We start from the raw sequence: 18,658 nt of genomic DNA, 5'->3' as shown, positions 1-18,658 counted from the left end.
TGGGCCAATTCGACCGCGGGGGCAGGGATTGAAGCAATGAGCCATGCGAGACCATAGGTTTTCCCTATTGAAGATTAGAGTAATCAAGCTGCGGATAGATGCCGCGCGTCAACCGTAGTTCTCCACCAAGGAGGACTTCAAGCGCGTTACGTGAACCACACTACAGCCCGAGAATGCCCTAGATTGCCCAAGAAAGGGACTTTAAACTAAGACGACCCGCAGAGCATCGGCGAGATACTCGTACGGGCCTAACCGCCGCTAACTCTGAGATGAGCGCCTTGGCTACAAAGAACATTACCTGCAGGAGATCCAATTGCTTGCACCCCGGGCCAACAATGAGCGCCAATTCACATTTTTCACTCCACGATTAGGGGTGTGAGGTGCGCAACAATACCGGCAAGTAATGAAAACCCGAGACAAATAAGTTACTCGAGGGTACGCTGACGAACATGAACGACTATCAGCCTCCCATTGCCGACATCGCCTTCGCCCTTGAGCATGTCGTGGGTTATCCAGACATCGCCGCTCTGCCAGGCTTCGAACACGCTGACTTGGATACCGTCGTCGAGCTCCTTGAGCAGTGTGGCGAGTTCATGGCCGAGGCAGTAGCCCCGACAAATCGTCAGGGCGATATTCAAGGATCCCAACTCCAGACCGACGGCAGCGTCGTGACTCCGAAGGGATTCAAGGAGCTGTATCAGCAGTACGTCGAGGCTGGTTGGGGATCCGTGCCGCTCCCAGAAGAATTTGGCGGAGGCGGCTTCCCGCGCACCATTGGGCTCGTCATCCAGGAGCTCATGACAAGCGCCAACATGGCGTTCTCACTGTGCCCCTTGCTGACCCAGGGAGCCATCGAGGCACTACTGCACTATGGCAGCGATGAGCTCAAAGCACGATACTTGCCGCCCATGGTCAGCGGCGAGTGGACGGGCACCATGAATCTGACGGAGCCTCAGGCCGGATCAGATGTTGGCGCCCTGACAACTCGTGCCGTCAAGAACGACGACGGCAGCTACGCCATCACAGGGCAAAAGATCTTCATCACTTATGGGGATCACGATATGGCCGATCAAATCGTCCACCTCGTCCTGGCGCGCACCCCCGGCGCCCCCGAGGGTACTCGAGGTATTTCTTGCTTCATCGTCCCGAAATTCCTGGTCAACGACGACGGATCTCTGGGCGAGAGAAATGGCATCAAGACTGTCTCCTTGGAGCACAAGATGGGGATCCACGGCTCCCCCACCTGCGTCCTGTCCTATGAGCAGGCCACCGGCTACCTCATCGGCGAAGAAAACAAGGGCATGCGCATTATGTTTGTCATGATGAACAGCGCACGACTTGGCGTTGGCGTTCAGGGCGTGGCGCTGGCCGAACGCGCCTACCAGCAGTCGTTAAGCTATGCACAGGATCGGCTGCAGGGTGTGGCCACTGGGTCGAAGGGAGCTAGCTCCCCCATCATTGATTTCCCCGATGTGCGGCGCATGCTGCTGACCCAGCGCGCATCCATCGCGGCACTCCGGTACCTCACCTTGCAGGACGCCATCTATGTGGATCGCAGCACCAACGATCCCGACCCGGCCGTGCGTGCCCGGGCAGATGAAATGGTTGGCATTCTTACCCCGATTTGTAAGTCCTTCGGGACGGACCTCGGAAATGAAATGACCTCGCTTGCCCTGCAGATCCACGGCGGAATGGGATTCATCGAAGAAACCGGGGCAGCGCAGCATGTTCGCGATGTGCGCATTGCCGCCATCTACGAAGGAACCAATGGAATTCAGGCCGCCGATCTCGTGGGCCGCAAATTGGGTATTCGAGGAGGCGCCTCAATCCTTGACTTCATCACCACCATGCGTGAGGTCGATGCAGAGCTGGAGACGGCCGGATCAGACTTCACGAGCATTCGGGAGGAGTTAGTCCGCCAATTCGACGCCTTGGAAGACGCGACCCACTGGATGCTCCGGACTGGGCAGGAAGATCCAGACGGAGTCCTCTCAGGTTCCACACCGTATCTGCGCATGTGGGGGCTGTGCACGAGCGCTTGGATGTTGACTCGGGCTGCCGCTGCGGCAGCTCGAACGGATGATGCTGATCTCGCCCATGAACAACTGGTCTTGGCGAGATTCTATGCTGCACAGATTCTGCCGCAAGCCTCGGGTCTTCTGGGTGCTGCTACCGCTGGATCCGATGATCTGTTCGCACTTGATGCCCAAGGACTTTCGGGTCATGCCCGCAAGGCCCAGCGCTGACGCGATCAGTTCCCACAGCGTCACCGTTCACCGCCTGCACTTAAGGAATGCCCATGGGGTCTGCAGTGACCATTCCGATCCACGAAACCCGACGCATCATGATGGGGTTCATTCCCTACGTCATCGCTAGCGTTGTCCATGTTGGTGCTCGTTTTGCCAATAATGAAGCCCTCGCAGCACCCACCAAGCTATTGCTCCTACCCCTGCTGATTGTGGCGGTTTTGGTGTCGCTGCGCTCCCTGGGCGGTGACTTTAGCGAACGGTACTTGGCCTCCAAAGGGGCCTGGACCTTGCTACTCCTCGGGCTGTTCTTCTCGTGGCTGGGCGACGGGGCGGGCACCTTCTTTCCGTTCGCGCCAACTGTGCCGATGATGCTGCTTTGCTTTGGCCTCGCCCACCTTTGCTATATGCGGCTCTTTTGGAAACATCTGACTGTCCGGGCCCTGTCGTGGTGGGCGTTGCTGTTCGCCGGATGGTGGGTGGTGCTCTTGATCATCATGTGGCCACGGGCCGGAGGGCTTGCCGTTGCCGTGGCCCTCTATGGGTTGGTGCTGGGCGGTACCGCCGTTCTTTCAACGAGGTGTCATGCCCTCGTGTTGTTCGGAGGTCTGTTCTTTCTTTCATCCGACACGATTCTCGCCTTTAGGCTGTTTGCCCTCGAGCTCATGCCAGATTGGACGAGCGGAATGGTCATGCTGACGTACACGATTGGTCAGGGCTTGATCACCGCAGGAGCCATCTTGACGTTGCATCAGATTCAAGCTCGTCGCCTGTAGTTGCAGGTGGCGTCTGCACCTGCCTGGCTGGCTGACCTTCTGACCGACTGACTGGCTTGCTGGCTTGCTGGCTTGCTGACCGACTAACTCGTTGGCTGGCTCTCGAGCTAGCGGCTGAGACATCCCTGAGCTGAGCTCCTGCGGTGTCCAGGCTTAGTCGCCAATCCCGGGCTCCAGCAGATCATTCTTTGTGTTTCTTGAGGGATTTCTTGATGCGTTTCTGGAGCCAGCGCGGATACTGTGGTGGTTCTTGAATTCGTTCGAGTGGTGGCTCGAAGACACCGGTGGGCGTCACCCAGCTGACCCTGCCATCATCCGTGATTGTTGGTGTCCAGCCTCGTAGGGTGATCCCGTCTCTGGCTGGGTCGTCATAGCGGCGATACCGCCCCTGCTTGTCCTTGTCATCCTTGAAGTGCCGCATGTAATGATGGTGGCGACACGTTGGACGAACATTGTCCATAGTGGTCCTGCCGCCTTTCTCAAATGCCACCACATGATCAAACTCGGTATCCATCACCGGATTCGTGCACCCTGGATAATAGCAACTTCCAGCAATCGCTTGCAGGATATCTCGCTCAACGTCACGCAGCACATACCGCTCCGGCGCCAAAGGCAACACTTCACCCGTGATCGGATCCGTCAACACCCGTACGAACGAGCCAGCATCCACCAACAACTTCCGGGCGATATCTGCCGGAACGGGCCCGCCACCTGCGGTCACGCCCAGCTCCTCGGTCATACCCAATAACCCCAAGAAGGGAACCGTCACGATGACTCTGGCTCTCGGTAACGGTGGTCCCTCCACAACCGCACCCTGGCGTAGCGACCGCAGTAGCTCGAAATATTCTAGGTTTTGGTCCTCGATCACTCCATCAATCACGCCATCAACAAATCCGGATCCATCCCCTGGTAGTTCAGTGGCAGAAGATGAAACAGGAGGTTCAGCCACTACCGGCGAAACGGGCGATTCACATACGAACAATAAATCCGGGGAATCAGCTGAGGCAGTAAAGGACTCTGAAATCCGGTGCTCCCATACTGGCTCGTCATCATTATCTACGTCGTCAACGCCGCTGATATCCGCATTGAGGCCGCCTACGACGCCATCACCTGGCTTGGGAGTAATCCAAGGTGCGAGGTATGGGGCAGTGCTGGGTTTCTGTGCGGATGCGTCACTTTGGGAGTTGATGGTCAATTTTGGACCGTTGCTATAACTATTCGCGGGTATGTCTTGTCCCATCAATAACATCGCTCCCACATCGGCCTTCAGCTGGCTCAACGTCCGATGCTCCACACCCTCAGCCGCGCCGGTATTTCCTTGGCCATCAGCATGCCGATCCGGCGCTTGGATCGAATCAGCCATCAGGACGGCCTTGTCCCGGGAATCCTTCATGATCGCACGAGCGATCCTGGTGCACCTAGTCATAATCGATTCCACAGCCAACGACGGCAGATAAAAGGTCATCCACGACATCCCATCCAACCCCGGTTCACTCCCCACCCGGCGCTTGAGGAAAGCTTCCTTCACCCGGGCGCTCAATGAATCAGGGAAAAGCGATTCCCGGGCCCGCCGGGCCCTAGAGGTAAACCCCGCCGCCGTGGTCCCGACCGCCAAAGCCAGCAGCCGCTCTTCAAAGCCGGCTATTTGCTTTTCATCGACTCCTGGAGACGCTTGTGCGGTGGCTATCTCGGTCAGGACACACGTAGCATGCCTCCACGACACCACGCCTGAGCGTAATGCCTCAAAGGTGCTTGGGCGGTCCTTCAGCAACTCCACACTATGATGCACCAATCCCGCAGCGGTGACCTCAGGAACATGCAATACCAGGGCAATATTCGTCACCGCACTACTCTCAGAGACTCCGGTCTGCCACGCATCCAGCCGGAGAGCAGCACCCTCAACCGCTGCCGCACTCATGACCTGATCACACAACACCGCCTTACAGGCAGCCAACCCATCTTCAAGCAGCTTGATCTGCTTCAAACCAGCCATGGCCGCATCGTACACACCACGCGCCACCTCAACCCTTGACCTCGGCGCGACAACAGCCGCTGGAGCAGACAATGCCACAGCATCTGGCTCTGGTGCAGAAGAGGCTTCTGGTGCCGATTCAGGCGTCGAATCAGGGGAAGTCGCGGCACCAGATACTGCGGATGCGGGAAGGAACCCTGGTAAACCATCCAACGCAACATTGTCAGACCCAAAGGGTTCAATAGAAGTAGGAAAAGTAATCGACGCAAGCCACGCAGCCACCTCATCAATGGCTATGTAACCCCGGTTTCCGGGTAAACACTCCCGACTACTCATACATCCCACACTACTCCCGTCGTAACCTATCCGCAATAGTTACGGGAACAAAACTACTAGCCATCCGCCGAAGAGATCAATCGCAGGAAGACTCCCGCCACATCCAGCGATGGCAGTCATATTTCGGACTTTAGAGGGTTGCGTGCAGCTCACAGCTAGGGTTGTGGCATGAAGCAACCGCACATCTCCCCCGAGCCCAAGCTCCAGCCCGGGCTTCAACAGTTAACAGTGTCCGGAATCCTCTTTGATCTCGATGGGACGCTGATTGACTCAACGCCCGCCACCGAACGCGCATGGCGGACCTGGGGCGAGCTCATGGGGTTAGAAAACTTCCGCTACGAAACTCACGGAGTTCCCGCTCAAGCGCTGGTCGAGCAAACTATTGAACCGGCTCGGCAGTTCGAGGCCTTTGAACTCATCAAGCAACTTGAAACCGCCGATACCGAGGGGGTTCTCGCCAAGGACGGCGCCCTGAAGCTTCTTGGGTCACTCCGGGACGATTCTTGGACGATCGTCACGTCGTGCACTCAAGGGTTGGCGAATGCGCGAATGGCAGCCGCCGGGGTTTCCGGTCCCCGACACATGGTGACCGCCGATCAGGTCACCCAAGGTAAGCCACACCCGGAGCCCTTCTTGCTAGGAGCGAGCCGACTAGGGGTAGACATCAGAGACTGCCTCGTCGTCGAGGACGCCCCAGCCGGCCTGACATCAGGAAAGGCAGCAGGGGCACTCACCCTTGCCATCGCCGGGACTACCACGGCCAGCGAGCTCGACGCCGATTATGTGGTTAGCAGTTTGTCGGATGTCAGTGCCGAGATCCTCCCGGACGGCAAGATCCGGATGACCATAAGAACTGCGTAAATTCCGACCCGAACCCGAAGACTCAGCGCGAAGACTTGGCAGCAAGGCCTCAATGGGCCTATCAGCCTGGGCTCGGGCAACAAAAGTAGCAGGGCAACAAAAAACCGCTCAAACCCTGAGTTTCCTCAGTGTTTGAGCGGTTTTTGTTCGGTCGGGCTGACAGGATTTGAACCTGCGACCCCTTGACCCCCAGTCAAGTGCGCTACCAAGCTGCGCTACAGCCCGAAATGTTCAACGTTTGGAATGTATCTCCCTTGGCTGAACCACCTGAAATAGTTTACTCCATAAAATTCATGACTTTTACCAATTCAGATGTGATCCGCATTACTTCTTGCGGCTGCGCTTTTCACGCACGCGCATAGCAACTTCGATGGGGGTACCTTCGAAGCCAAAAGTCTCGCGGAGACGGCGTGTGATGAAGCGACGGTAGCCGGGATCCAGGAACCCGGTGGTGAAGAGAACAAACTTCGGCGGGCGGCTGGAAGCCTGCGTACCGAAGAGAATTCGAGGCTGCTTACCGCCACGCACGGGGTGCGGGTGCTCGGAGACGAGCTCGCCCAGGAACGCGTTCAAGCGACCGGTGGGGATACGACGGTCCCAGTTCTCCAGTGCCAGGTCCAGAGCCGGAACCAGCTTGTCCTTGTGCCAGCCAGTCTTGGCCGAGATGTTGACGCGCGGAGCCCAGTCGACGTGAGCCAGGTCGGTCTCAATTTCGCGTTCGAGGTACTTACGACGCTCATCGTCCATAAGGTCCCACTTGTTGTACGCAAGGACAACGGCGCGACCGGATTCGATCACGAGCTGCAAGATGCGAACATCCTGCTCGCTGAGGATCTCATCGACGGCCAAGAGAACTACGGCAACTTCTGCCTTTTCCAGGGCGGTCTGCGTACGCAAGGATGCGTAGAAGTCTGCACCCTGCTGCATGTGAACACGACGGCGGATACCAGCGGTGTCCACGAAGCGCCAGGTGCGGCCGCCCAATTCGATGAGCTCATCAACCGGGTCGCGGGTGGTGCCGGCAACATTGTCAACGACAACGCGCTCGGAGCCAGCCAGCTTGTTCAGCAAAGAGGACTTACCAACGTTGGGGCGACCCAACAAGGCAATACGGCGCGGCCCGCCGGTGCGCTCGACACCCTGAACTGCGGAGAACTCGGGCAGAACTTCCATGACGCGGTCGAGCATGTCGGCAACGCCACGGCCGTGAACAGCTGAAACCGGCAGCGGCTCGCCGAGGCCAAGGCCCCAAAGGAGAGCAGAGTCGGCTTCCTGAACCAGGTCATCGATCTTGTTACCAACCAAGATGACGGGCTTCTTGGACTTGCGCAGCATGCGCACGATGGCCTCATCGGAGGCGGTGATGCCCACGATGGCGTCCACGACGAGCAGCACGGCGTCAGCCATTTCAACGGCGATCTCGGCCTGCTCGGCAACCCGCAGATCGAGTCCACGAGCGTCGCGCTCCCAACCACCGGTGTCGATCAAGGTGAAGTTGCGGCCGTTCCATTCGGCCGTGTACTGAACACGGTCACGAGTAACACCGGGGGTGTCCTCAACGACGGCTTCACGGCGACCGAGGATACGGTTAACCAAGGTGGACTTACCCACGTTAGGGCGTCCCACAATGGCCAGAACGGGGTCCTGACGCAGGGCATCGAAGTTGGCTCCGTCGTCGAACTCGCCCGAAAGCAGGGCGGCGTCCTCTTCGTCGAGCTCGTAGTTGGCTAGGCCAGCAAGAAGGCCGGCCGCGCGTGCATCGGCGTCCTCGTCTGAGATGGCCGCTACCTTCTCGGCGATCTGGTCCGTACCCGTGGGCACGTATTCCGGGTGGCCAAATTCACCATCACCGGAGGGTGCGGTTGACTTGGGGTCGCTCATGGTTGCTGTCCTTTATGCTTTGAAGATAGGTGATCATCCGCAGGCAAATCCTGCCCTGTTGCGGCTTGCGATGCGGCAATGTGTGCCGCCAGCCGCAGGCGGATTTGTTCGGTTGCTCTGTCCATTGAAACACGCCCGGAAACTCCGGGTTCACGCGTGATTGACAATGGTTCCCCAAACACTACGTGTAGTTGACGACGTGGTGTTGGAATTTTATCGCGATGTTCCCCGCTGTGCCTTGTTCCCAAGATCGCAACAGGGACGACGACGGCGGCTGAGTTAAGTGCCAGCCACGCTACGCCGCTATTCATACTGGCGGCATCCCCGGTCCCCCGGGTGCCTTCAGGAAGAATGCCAACGCAATCCCCTCGATCGAGGACTGCCTTGGAGTACTGCAATGCTGCCCGGTCGCCTTCCCGATTGACAGGAATTTGACCTGATGCGTGTAAAACCCAGCCGAGAAATCCCCGAAACATATTATGGCGGACCAATACATGCATATACCTCGAACTGGCACCGACCATCACCGGGCCATCTAAGTAACTCAGGTGGTTTGCGGCAAAAACCACAGCACCCTGAGCCGGGATATTTTCACGTCCCAGAACCGTGGTTTTGTACACCACGTGATCCAGGAAGCGGCCAATCGGACGGCTCCACAGGGCTTTCCAGCGCGGCGGTGGCGCCGTCAACCCCCGTAGTGACCGTTCCTTTTCATTCATGCAGGCTGGCCCGCATTGACTGCCCGGCGAACCACGGCGATGACGGCGTTGATGGTTTCCTCGAAGTCGAGGTCCGAGGAGTCAACCGTGTAGACACCGTCGGCGGCCCGCTGGAAATCAACCACGGTGGCATCCTTGGCATCCCGCTCCAGAACCTGCTCGGCCAGCTGCTCGGCGGTTTGTGTCCCACCCAGCTGCAGGCCACGACGGCGCAGGCGAGCTTCCTCGCTGGCCGTCAGGATCAGTCGCGCCTCGGCAAGAGGTGCGACGACGGTCGTAATGTCCCGCCCCTCCACCACAATGCGGTGGCCATGGTCGGCGATGAGCGCCTGCTGGCGGCGGACCAATTCGGCACGGGCACCAAGCGTTGTCGCTACGGAGCTCACGGCCGCTGAAATCTTCGGCTCGCGGATAGCGTCGGTGACGTTGACCCCGTTGACCTTGAAGAATTCGGTCTCCGGCACCATGCTCTGCTCCATCTTGATGGTGCGAGCCGCCGCTTCAACGGCCACCGCATCCTCCAAGTTGATCTGGGCATTGATGCAGTGCCAGGCAACGCTGCGGTACATGGCACCGGTGTCCAGGAACGCTAAGCCGAGGCGCTGTGCCACGGCCTTACTCACGCTGGACTTGCCCGATCCGGATGGACCGTCAACAGCGACCACGAGGGACTTGCCCAGGCGAATCGGCTGCTCTGCTACTTCTGCGATACTCATTGAATTACCTTCCAACCACGTGCCGTCAATTCATCTACCAACAGCACGCGCCGCGAAGGCAGTACCGAAAGTTCCACCATGCCCACCTGCAGTCCGGCCGAGTGGTCCAGCCGCAGGTCTTCAAGGTTTACGCCAATCTCACCGATTTCGGTCAACAGTCGTGCAATCTGCCCCGGCTTGTCATCGACCAGCACCGTGAGCCAGGAGTACTGCTGTGCGGGGCCACCGTGCTTACCAGGAATCCGGCTCTGCCCGGCATTTCCCTCGGCCATGAGCTGAGCCAAATCCAGGCGTGCACCGGGTGCCGTCGGAGCACTCAGGGTGTTGATCAACCGGTCAAGGTCGGTCCGCACACCCTTCAAGATCTCCAAGAGCTGCGGCGCATTCGCACCCAAAATCTGCACCCACAACGAGGGATCGCTAGCCGCAATCCTGGTCACATCGCGCAAACCATTTCCGGAAAGCGACAAGGCATTCGAGGGAGTCTCCTGCAAGCGACTAGCCACGAGCGATGCCATGACCTGCGGCAGATGCGAGACCAGGGCCACCGCGCCGTCGTGCTCTTCAGGACTGAATCGGAACACGACAGCGTCCAGATCAATCGCCAAAGAATGCGCAACCTTCAGCGCGTGTGCCGTGCTCTGCTCCGAAGGGCACAGCACCCACGGCATGGAGTTGAAAAGCTCTCCGCGCGCGGCTACCGGGCCGGAACGCTCGCGCCCCGCCATGGGGTGCGTGCCAACATAGCGAGATAAATCCTTCTCCGTGATGTCTTCACGAGCCGTGAGCTCGTTCAGGACCGAGGCCTTGACACTGGCAATATCAACCACGACGGCGGACGGGTACCGCAGGAGGGCACCGGCCACTACCTGCGCGGTGACATCCGGCGGCGCGGCCACGACAACCAGCTCGGGAACGAGCGTTTCGGCAGCATCGAAGGCACGCCCGGCGCCAATATCCACGGCCACAGCCTGAGCTGAGGGCGAAGGGTCGCTCAGGACAACATCAATGCCGCGGGCGCGAAGCCCCAGACCGATGCTGGCCCCCAGCAGACCGCTGCCAAGCACCAGCACCGGACCTAACAGGTGCGAAGGATTCATCCGGTGCTTACATCCCTACGTCTGCGAGCAGGTAACCAACCTCGTGGCGACCCAGAAGACGGACACTGCCCTGACGCTGATCGCCCAAGGCGATGGGGCCGAACTTCACGCGAACCAGGCGCTCCACCGGGTAGCCGACAGCGTCGAACATACGGCGCACGATGCGGTTCTTACCGGAATGCAAAACAACCTCGGCGAGCACGTGGCCCGGGGTGGAGTCCACGAGGCGGAAGGAGTCAACCTTCTGCCAACCGTCTTCGAGCTCCACGCCGTCCTTGAGCTGGGCGCCGATGCCGTGAGCCATCGGGCCCTTGACCTGGACCAGGTAGGTCTTGGGGATCTCGTACTTGGGGTGGCTCAAGCGGTTGGCGAGCTCGCCGTCGTTCGTCAAGATCAGCAAGCCCTCGGTGCCCGTGTCCAAACGACCCACGTGGAAGAGACGCTCGCTGGTCTGGCGCTTCTTGAGGTAGTCGCTGATGCACGGGCGACCTTCGGGGTCATCCATGGTGGAAACGACGCCCTTGGGCTTGTTGAAGACCATGTAGACGAGGGAATCGTTAGTCTGGATGGTCATGCCATCGACGACGATTTCAACGGTTTCCGGGTCAACACGCAGGCCGAGCTGGTTGACGGTTACGCCGTCAACCTGGACGCGACCTTCGAGGATCATGTCCTCGCACAGGCGGCGAGAGGCAACGCCGGCCATGGCCATGACCTTCTGCAGGCGTACACCCTCGGCATTGTGAATATCGATGTCATCGGTGGTGCGCAGGGGACGACGGTTCTGCTCGGTGGGGCGGTTCTTGGACGAGCTGACGGTGCGACCGTACTGCTCGTTCTTGAAGGGGCGCGCACCGGACTGGCTGGGCTTGCGGGCAGCAGGCTTGTTGGCCGACTTCTTGGGTGCACCGGAACGGTAACCTTCGGCACTGGCGGCCTTGGCCCTGTCGGCGTTGTAACCTGCGGCACGCAAAGCGCCCTGGCTCAGGCCATCATCGCCCTGCTTCTTCCGTGGCGCGCCGGACTTGGGTGCGCCAGACTTGAAGCCGCCTGACTTCGGCGCTCCCGACTTGAATCCACCCGTGCGGGGTGCGCCGGCGCGGGAATTGCCACCACGCGGCTGGTACTGTCCGGAAGAGCTTCCGGAGCGGGGTGACGGTGTCATAAGTTTGTCCTTAAAGTGCTAAATATTGTGGTCATGCTAAAAGTGTGAATCATCAAAATCTTGGAGGTTTTCAAGACCGGGCAGGTGCGGTGCAATTTGCGGCAACTCGTCCACGCTGCCCATTCCCAACCGTTCCAAAAAATACGCCGTGGTCCGGTACAGGAATGCCCCGGACACCGGATCGGTGCCCACTTCCTCAACCAACCCGCGCTGCGCCAGCGTCCTCACCACGGAGTCCACGTTCACGCCACGGATGGCGGAAACTCGGGCCCGTGTGACCGGCTGGCGGTAAGCTATCACCGCCAGGGTCTCCAAGGCTGCTTGCGTGAGCCGGGCCGTTTGGCCGTCCACAACAAATGCTGACACTATCTCGGAGTAGGCTGCGCGTGAATAAAAACGCCATCCTCCGGCTAATTGCCGAAGTTCAAAGCCGCGAACCGGTACAGTGCCACCTTCCTTAGTATAGCCGTCGTACTCCCGTGCCAGTTCGTGTAATAGCTCACGTACCGTGGGTGTGGGCAAGCCCACCACGGCGGCCAGCTGCTCTTCAGCAACTGGTTCGTCAACCACCATGAGGACTGCTTCCAGGGCAGCCTTGACACTGTCGCGGGATTCCAAGAGTTCTCGGCTGGGCTCTGGGGCGTGGGTGGCTTGGGGAGCCTCAGGGGCATCGCCCTGGTTGGCGTTCATTGCGTCGTCTGCGCTCATGAGCGGTCCTCACTGTCATCATCGAAGTCGCTGACACCGGCACTCACGCTGGCGCCGCTGAGCGAGGCCTCGTGAATCGGGCCGGCACTCCACCACACCAGCAACTCCCCCAGTGGTGTCGGCTGTTCGAAACTGACCTGCTGATCGCGAAAGAGTTCCAGCAAGGCTAGGAAGCGGGCAATGACCACCATGGAGGAGTCTGCATCCACGCTCAGCATGGAAAAGGACAGCGGCCTGGCCTGCCAGGCGGCTGCGGAGGGGTCATCCTGGGCGGGCATACCCTCCGTCAGCATGGCCCTGATGATGCTGGCCTGTTCCCGGACACTGACGGAGGGTGCGTGCAGATGAGCCACAGCAACCTCGGTGCTGGGCGCTTCCTTGAATTCCATGGCCGCAATGGCCAGCTTCGCGAATTGCTCCGGGGTATGGCGCCAGACCAGCTCCGGCAGGAGGGCGGCGAATTCCGGTTCCAGCGCTACCTGACGGGGGAAGCGTCGAGCCTCACGCTCCAGTTCACCACCCATGAGGGTGGCGACTTCCTTGAACGCTTTATATTGCAAAAGTCTCGCGAACAAGAGGTCACGGGCCTCCAAAAGGGCCAGGTCGTCGTCGTTCTCTACGTCGCCAGCCGGCAGCAACCGCGCCGCCTTGAGGTCCAGCAAAGTGGCGGCCAAGACGAGGAATTCGCTGGCTTCATCCAGCGCCCATTCTTGGCCAAGGTCCGCCAGGGCCTTCAAATAACTGATGAATTCATCGGTCACTGTGGCGATGGCGACATCGGTGATGTCCATCTCATGCTTGGAAATTAACGCCAAAAGCAGGTCGAAGGGGCCGGTAAAATTATCCAGCCGCACCTCGAAGCGCTGCTTGGCGGACGTGTCGGCGCTGCTGGCCACACTTTCCAGGGGTACTCCTGCCGCGATCCCCGCGACGTCCATAGTTGACTTCAAGTTAGGGCGAGCCGCCTCGGGCGATCAGTTCCTTGGCCAGACGACGGTAAGCATCGGCTCCGGGATGGTTCGCCGCGTACGAGGTAATCGGCTCAGCGGCCACGGAGGCGTCGGCAAACTTGATGGTGCGCTTGATGACGGTCTCGAAGACCTTGTCGCCGAAGGCCTCGACCAGGCGGGCCAAGACTTCGCGGCCATGGAGGGTGCGGGCGTCGTACATCGTGGCCAGCACGCCGTCGACCTGCAGGCCGGGATTCAAACGATCCTGGACCTTGTCGATGGTCTCGACGAGCAAAGCGACCGCGCGCAAGGCAAAGAACTCGCAGATCAGCGGGATGATGACACCGTGAGCGGCCGTGAGCGCGTTGACGGTCAGCAGACCAAGGGAGGGCTGGCAGTCGATGAGGACGACGTCGTAGTCATCTTCGACCTTGCGCAGCGCACTGGCTAGAACCTGCTCGCGGGCGACCTCGTTGACAAGCTGTACTTCCGCGGCCGAGAGGTCGATATTGGCCGGCAGGATGTCAATGTTTTCAACGCCGGTCTCGATGATGGCGTCGCGGATATCCACTTTCCGGTCCATCAGCACGTTGTACACGGTGATGTCGAGCTCGTGAGGGTTGGTGCCAAAACCGGCAGAAAGTGCACCCTGCGGATCGAAGTCCACCAGGAGGACCTTGCGACCGGCTTCTGCGAGCGCAGCGCCAAGGTTGATCGTGGAGGTGGTCTTGCCGACGCCACCCTTTTGGTTGACCATCGCGATGATACGGGCGGGGCCATGGGAGTTGAGAACCGGCGGTTCGGGGAATTCCGTCAGGGGACGCCCCGTGGGGCCCATTACGTCCTCGCCGGCAAGTGCCGTTGCACCCTGCTCGTTGCTCACCTGTCAGTCCACACTTTCGCTGCTTAGTAATACTGCGCTATCTACTGCACTACGTTACCGGGTGCCGGGGTCATGTTTTGAACATTTACCGCCGATAGCTTTTGAGCCTTGACCCTCAAGTTGAAGCTGAACGTTCCTCAAGGGGCTCCCGCATAAGTCTAGCCGGTACCCGGGCGAGCCTATACTTCGTTAGTGATGAGCAAAGCAACGAACGACCCGAAAAATCCCGCACCGAGTCCAGCGCGCAAGGACGTGGTGCGTGCCGAAAAGCTGCAGGCCGGCTATTCCGGGAAGGCGGTGTGCGGGGTTGTCAGCTTCAGCCTCCACTCTTCCCAGTCCCTGGCTTTGGTGGGGCCCAACGGCGCCGGTAAGTCAACGGTGGTCAAGACGCTGGTGGGCCAGCTTGAGGCCGTCTCCGGGACCACCCTGATCAACGGCGCAGAGGTGGACGACCGAACCCTGGACTTTCGCCGCGAGGTCGCGGTGGTCTTCGACGATGACGCCTTCTTCCCTTCCCTCACTGTTGAGGAGCATCTAGCCATTGTGGCAGCCGGGCACGGCGTGGGCGATGTGGAAGAGGTCATCGCCTCTGAGCTGGAGTTTTTTGGCCTCACGGAGCAGGCAAAGTCGCGCCCCTACAATCTCTCCTCCGGACAACGGCGGCGCATGCTGCTCGCCGCGGCCTTTGTCCGCCCCCGTTCCCTCCTGGTTCTCGACGAGCCCGAGCAGCGTCTGGACACGGCCATGCGCCATCGCCTTGCGAGCCGGCTCCGGGCGGAGGTCGACGCGGGACTGGCGCTCATGGTCGTGACCCATGATCCGGACTTCCTTTCAACGGTGGCCACCAAGGCCATCTTTATCTCCGACACGATCCATGCCATGACACCCTCCCAGGCGGCAAAAGCCATCGCCTCTGAGAACCCGCACGCGGACTGATCCATGAGTACGCAAGCCAAAGAGCGCTTCAGCGCCAAGGAAATCCGCAACTACACCTTTCGGGCAGGCCTGAGCCGCACCGAAGGTGGCCTCATGGAACTCATCTCCGAGGTCTATACCTCCCTGCTGGGCGGGCTGACCCTGCTGACCATGGCGGGAGCACTTATCGTTGCCCTCCGCCATAGCCTAGGTGTCGGTGACGAATCCGCTTTGGTGGCGTCCGCCGTGGCGCCTGGTTTTCACTCGGTGACACTCCTGCAGGCCGGGGCAACCGTGCTGCTCACGCTCGCGGCCGCGCTGCTGTCGGTGGAGATGACCATGGGCCCCATCGCCATGACACTGCCGCAGACCGCGTGGTGGCTGGGACTGCCCGTCCGCCGCAGAGGATTCATTCAGCCGGGCTTCCTCACCTCGCTGCTATGGCCCACGATTGCGGCCGTCATCGTGGTGTTGCCACTCTCGCTCGGGATGGCGAAGTCACCCACGCCCGGTTGGATCGCGCTGGCGACCCTCTGCGGGGCTGCGCTGGCCTGGCTGCTCTACGGTCTCGCTGCCTGGTGCCAGGTTTCGGCTCGCGGCGCATGGCTCAAGAAGATCACGGGCGCTATTACGCTCCTCGCCCCACTGACGCTCGTGAGCACCGCCCTGTACAACAACGTGGCCGGGAAGCAGGCCATCACGGCCGAGCAAACAGCCTGGATGAAGTACCTACCCACGAGCTGGCCCTTCCTCGTGGCCGACGGCGAACTCTGGCCGCTGCTCATCGTGGCCCTCGCGCTGGGGTTGCTGGTGTTGGTCTATGTCAATCTGGAGCGCATCTCCACGGCAGCACTGAAGGAAAGTGCCGCCGCGGGCGCTTACGCGGCTAGCTCATTGCTGTCGATGGATCCCACGGAGCTCTCGCGCTCGCTGAGCACCGGACCGTCCACCGGCAAGAGCAAGATTCGACTCAAACTCATCTTCACGGGCGGAACGGCGCACGCCCGGAGCATCAAGACCTTGCTCAGCACCCATGCGACGATGGCACTGCGTTCCCCCGCTACTCTGCTCCGCGTTCTGGTCTTAGCGGCCATCCCCGCGTCGCTGGCCTCGATTGAATTCCTTGGCAATGCCGTGCTGATCGCCGTGGCTTTGTACCTGTGCGCGAACTTCGCTTCGACGGCTCTGGGCGCAACGGCTCGCTTCTCTGCCGGAAACCCCGCCGTGGATACGCTCATGCCACTGCCAGCTAAAACGGTGCGCCTTGTGCACTACGCGATCCCTGCCGTGGCCATGACACTCTGGGCACCTATCAGCGCCGGGCTCCTGCTGGCCCTAGGCGTGGGTTCGCCCCAGCTGCTGCTCCTAGCTCTCCTTGCCGGGCCCGGACTTGGCGCAGCCACCTTGCGGGCAGCCTTCAAGGCCGCACCTGACTGGAATATGCCTCCCGTCGCCGCCCCCATGGGCCCGATCCCGACCGGCGCCATCAAGTCGTTCCTGATTGGACCGGACCTGACGCTCATTGTGCTGTTGCCCGTGCTGATCTGTCTGATTTCCGGCGGCGTACCGCTTGTGGCCTTCCCGGCACAAATGACTCTGACCTGGCTTGCGTTCTTGTGGGGCACGCATTTGCGTAAACCCAAGTCCGCCAAGGACGGTGGCCTGTTCGGCGTGCCGGTTGCCGGCCCGACGAAGTAACTCATGTCCTGATTTCCCTGCCCGGGGCGGATTCCCTCCGCCCCGGGCATTCTTTTAAGCAGCTCCAGCGGGTCCTGCGTGACTTCAGAATTCTCTTAAGCAGCTCCTGCGGGTGTCTCGTGACTTCAGAATTCTCTTAAGCAGCTCCTGCGGGTATTGCGGCGTCTAACCCACGGGAGCTGCTTAAGAGAATTCCAGAACGTGCCCCGACCCGCAGGAGCTGCTTAAACGAATGCGGGTGGCCATCCTTCTCGAGGATGACCACCCGCAGGGTGACTCAGAACGCTCCGGTGTTAGACGGCAGCCGGGACGCGCTGATCTTGACTGGGAGATTCGGGGGTTCCGCCGTCGTGCGTGGAACCGTGGCCATCCTCTTCCATCGTGGTCTCATCAAAGGGACGCTGACCGGCAAGGACGGCGCGAGCCTGGTCCATGTCGATCTCGTTGGTCCACTTGCCGATGAGCAAGGTAGCCACGGCGTTACCCGTGAAGTTGGTGAGCGCGCGGCACTCGGACATGAACTTATCGATTCCCACGATGACACCCATGCCGTCGAGGAGGATCGGCTTGTGGGCGGCCAACCCAGCGGCCAGCGTGGCCAAACCGGCACCGGTAACACCGGCGGCACCCTTGGAGGCGATGATCATGAAGACGAGCAAACCAACCTGTTCGCCGAGGTTCATGGGGATACCCATGGCGGTGGAGATGAACAGGGCGCTCATGGTCAGGTAGATGGCCGTACCGTCAAGGTTGAAGGAGTAGCCGGTGGGAACCGTGATGCCGACGACGGGCTTGGAGACGCCAGCGTGCTCCATCTTGGCCATAAGGCGCGGCAGGGCGGATTCGGAGGAGGACGTGGCGAAGATGAGCAGGTATTCGCGGGCCAGGTAACGCATCAGGGTGAAGATGTTCAGCCCTGTGACGAGGCGCAGGATGGAACCCAGGATGATCACGATGAACAGGGCGCAGGTGAGGTAGAACGCACCCATGAGGATTGCCATGGAACCAATCGCTGCCCAACCTGTGGCACCGACGACGGCGGCGATGGCACCAAAGGCGCCAACGGGAGCCAGCCACATGATCATCATCATGAGTTTGAAGACGACCTTTTGAATTTCCTTGACACCATTGAGAACGGGTTCGCCCGCCTTGCCCATGGACTGCAGCGCAAAGCCCACCATGAGCGCAAGAACCAGCGTCGGCAGCACGGGAATGTCGCTGGGGATCATCTCCATCAGGAATTTGACGGTGGAGTTTTCCTCGCCGCCGGCCGCACCCTCGTAGGGCTTCAGATGCAGGCCGGATCCGGGGTGGATGATGTTTCCCACTACCAGACCGATTGCTAGGGCTACCGTGGACATGGTCATGAAGTACAGCAGCGCCAGTCCGCCGACCTTACCGACTGTGGCGGCCTTCGCGATCGAGCCAACACCAATCACCAAGGTGCAGAAAATAATCGGGGCAATGACCATCTTGATCAACGCGATAAACATGGTTCCCAGCGGCTTGAGCGCTTTACCAACTTCGGGTGCCAGCAGGCCGATGGCCGCACCAAAAACGACGGCGGCAATGACGGCAATGTAGAGCCAATGGGTCTTATCCATTGTGCGTCGCGTGGGCTTGGCAAGACTGTCAGTCCCTCGTCGTTGAGAGCTCATGGTGACTCCTTGTGTAACTGGTGATTAGCATTAGGGGTTGGGGCGTGCAATCCGCCTCACATAAGATTGCCTGC

The 18,658-nt window shown here is 60.2% G+C and carries 15 protein-coding genes and 1 tRNA gene; 5 read left to right on the top strand and 11 right to left on the bottom strand.

Features of this window, described 5'->3' with window-relative positions; genetic code table 11:
• Positions 1 to 449 precede the first annotated feature (449 nt).
• Positions 450 to 2,246 (top strand): acyl-CoA dehydrogenase family protein, encoded by a 1,797-nt coding sequence (locus tag CVS30_RS09490; RefSeq protein ID WP_110485096.1) that lies wholly within the window; start codon positions 450 to 452, stop codon positions 2,244 to 2,246.
• Positions 2,247 to 2,299: 53 nt separating this feature from the next.
• Positions 2,300 to 3,022, top strand: a complete 723-nt coding sequence (locus CVS30_RS09485) for a lysoplasmalogenase family protein (protein ID WP_110485095.1) — start codon at positions 2,300 to 2,302, stop codon at positions 3,020 to 3,022.
• Between the two features lie 181 nt (positions 3,023 to 3,203).
• Here CVS30_RS09485 and CVS30_RS09480 read toward each other — a convergent pair whose 3' ends face one another.
• Positions 3,204 to 5,330 (bottom strand): HNH endonuclease signature motif containing protein, encoded by a 2,127-nt coding sequence (locus CVS30_RS09480; RefSeq protein ID WP_110485094.1) that lies wholly within the window; start codon positions 5,328 to 5,330, stop codon positions 3,204 to 3,206.
• Between the two features lie 168 nt (positions 5,331 to 5,498).
• Here CVS30_RS09480 and CVS30_RS09475 point away from each other — a divergent pair, with 168 nt between their 5' ends.
• Positions 5,499 to 6,191: an HAD-IA family hydrolase gene (locus CVS30_RS09475; RefSeq protein ID WP_110485093.1), complete on the top strand. Its 693-nt coding sequence runs from the start codon at positions 5,499 to 5,501 to the stop codon at positions 6,189 to 6,191.
• Between the two features lie 151 nt (positions 6,192 to 6,342).
• On the opposite strand, the gene CVS30_RS09470 is transcribed toward CVS30_RS09475, so the two are convergent.
• The 9 genes from CVS30_RS09470 to CVS30_RS09430 all read right to left on the bottom strand — a co-directional run bounded on the left by CVS30_RS09470 (position 6,343) and on the right by CVS30_RS09430 (position 14,268).
• Positions 6,343 to 6,416 (bottom strand) — tRNA-Pro (locus tag CVS30_RS09470).
• Positions 6,417 to 6,515: 99 nt separating this feature from the next.
• Positions 6,516 to 8,072 (bottom strand): ribosome biogenesis GTPase Der, encoded by a 1,557-nt coding sequence (der, locus tag CVS30_RS09465; RefSeq protein WP_110485092.1) that lies wholly within the window; start codon positions 8,070 to 8,072, stop codon positions 6,516 to 6,518.
• Positions 8,069 to 8,791, bottom strand: a complete 723-nt coding sequence (locus CVS30_RS09460) for a lysophospholipid acyltransferase family protein (protein WP_110485091.1) — start codon at positions 8,789 to 8,791, stop codon at positions 8,069 to 8,071. The genes der and CVS30_RS09460 overlap by 4 nt, the downstream gene beginning before the upstream one ends.
• Positions 8,788 to 9,507, bottom strand: a complete 720-nt coding sequence (gene cmk, locus CVS30_RS09455) for a (d)CMP kinase (protein WP_110485090.1) — start codon at positions 9,505 to 9,507, stop codon at positions 8,788 to 8,790. The genes CVS30_RS09460 and cmk overlap by 4 nt, the downstream gene beginning before the upstream one ends.
• Positions 9,504 to 10,607 (bottom strand): prephenate dehydrogenase, encoded by a 1,104-nt coding sequence (locus CVS30_RS09450; RefSeq protein WP_110485089.1) that lies wholly within the window; start codon positions 10,605 to 10,607, stop codon positions 9,504 to 9,506. The genes cmk and CVS30_RS09450 overlap by 4 nt, the downstream gene beginning before the upstream one ends.
• A 7-nt stretch (positions 10,608 to 10,614) precedes the next feature.
• Positions 10,615 to 11,772 carry a pseudouridine synthase gene (locus CVS30_RS09445; protein WP_110485088.1) on the bottom strand — a complete coding sequence of 386 codons (1,158 nt, stop codon included), beginning with the start codon at positions 11,770 to 11,772 and terminating at the stop codon, positions 10,615 to 10,617.
• Between the two features lie 36 nt (positions 11,773 to 11,808).
• Entirely contained in the window at positions 11,809 to 12,462 is a 654-nt protein-coding gene (scpB, locus tag CVS30_RS09440; protein ID WP_110485157.1) for an SMC-Scp complex subunit ScpB, read from the bottom strand.
• A 14-nt stretch (positions 12,463 to 12,476) separates the two neighbouring features.
• The gene (locus CVS30_RS09435; protein ID WP_110485087.1) at positions 12,477 to 13,418 is read right to left on the bottom strand and encodes a segregation and condensation protein A; all 942 of its coding nucleotides are present in this window, start codon (positions 13,416 to 13,418) and stop codon (positions 12,477 to 12,479) included.
• 13 nt (positions 13,419 to 13,431) lie between these two features.
• Positions 13,432 to 14,268, bottom strand: coding sequence for a ParA family protein (locus tag CVS30_RS09430; protein ID WP_110485156.1), 837 nt, complete (start codon positions 14,266 to 14,268; stop codon positions 13,432 to 13,434).
• A 240-nt stretch (positions 14,269 to 14,508) separates the two neighbouring features.
• On the opposite strand from CVS30_RS09430, the gene CVS30_RS09425 reads away from it, so the two are divergent.
• Positions 14,509 to 15,249 (top strand): ABC transporter ATP-binding protein, encoded by a 741-nt coding sequence (locus tag CVS30_RS09425; RefSeq protein WP_110485086.1) that lies wholly within the window; start codon positions 14,509 to 14,511, stop codon positions 15,247 to 15,249.
• 3 nt (positions 15,250 to 15,252) lie between these two features.
• A complete protein-coding gene (locus CVS30_RS09420) occupies positions 15,253 to 16,926 on the top strand; it encodes a DUF6297 family protein (protein WP_110485085.1) in 1,674 nt (557 codons plus the stop codon).
• Between the two features lie 293 nt (positions 16,927 to 17,219).
• Here CVS30_RS09420 and CVS30_RS09415 read toward each other — a convergent pair whose 3' ends face one another.
• Positions 17,220 to 18,584 (bottom strand): cation:dicarboxylate symporter family transporter, encoded by a 1,365-nt coding sequence (locus tag CVS30_RS09415; RefSeq protein ID WP_110485084.1) that lies wholly within the window; start codon positions 18,582 to 18,584, stop codon positions 17,220 to 17,222.
• Positions 18,585 to 18,658 lie beyond the last annotated feature (74 nt).

The sequence above is a fragment of the Arthrobacter psychrolactophilus genome, assembly GCF_003219795.1.
In the GTDB taxonomy this organism is placed as follows: Bacteria; Actinomycetota; Actinomycetes; order Actinomycetales; family Micrococcaceae; genus Specibacter; species Specibacter psychrolactophilus.
This window is presented reverse-complemented; position numbering and strand designations above follow the sequence as displayed.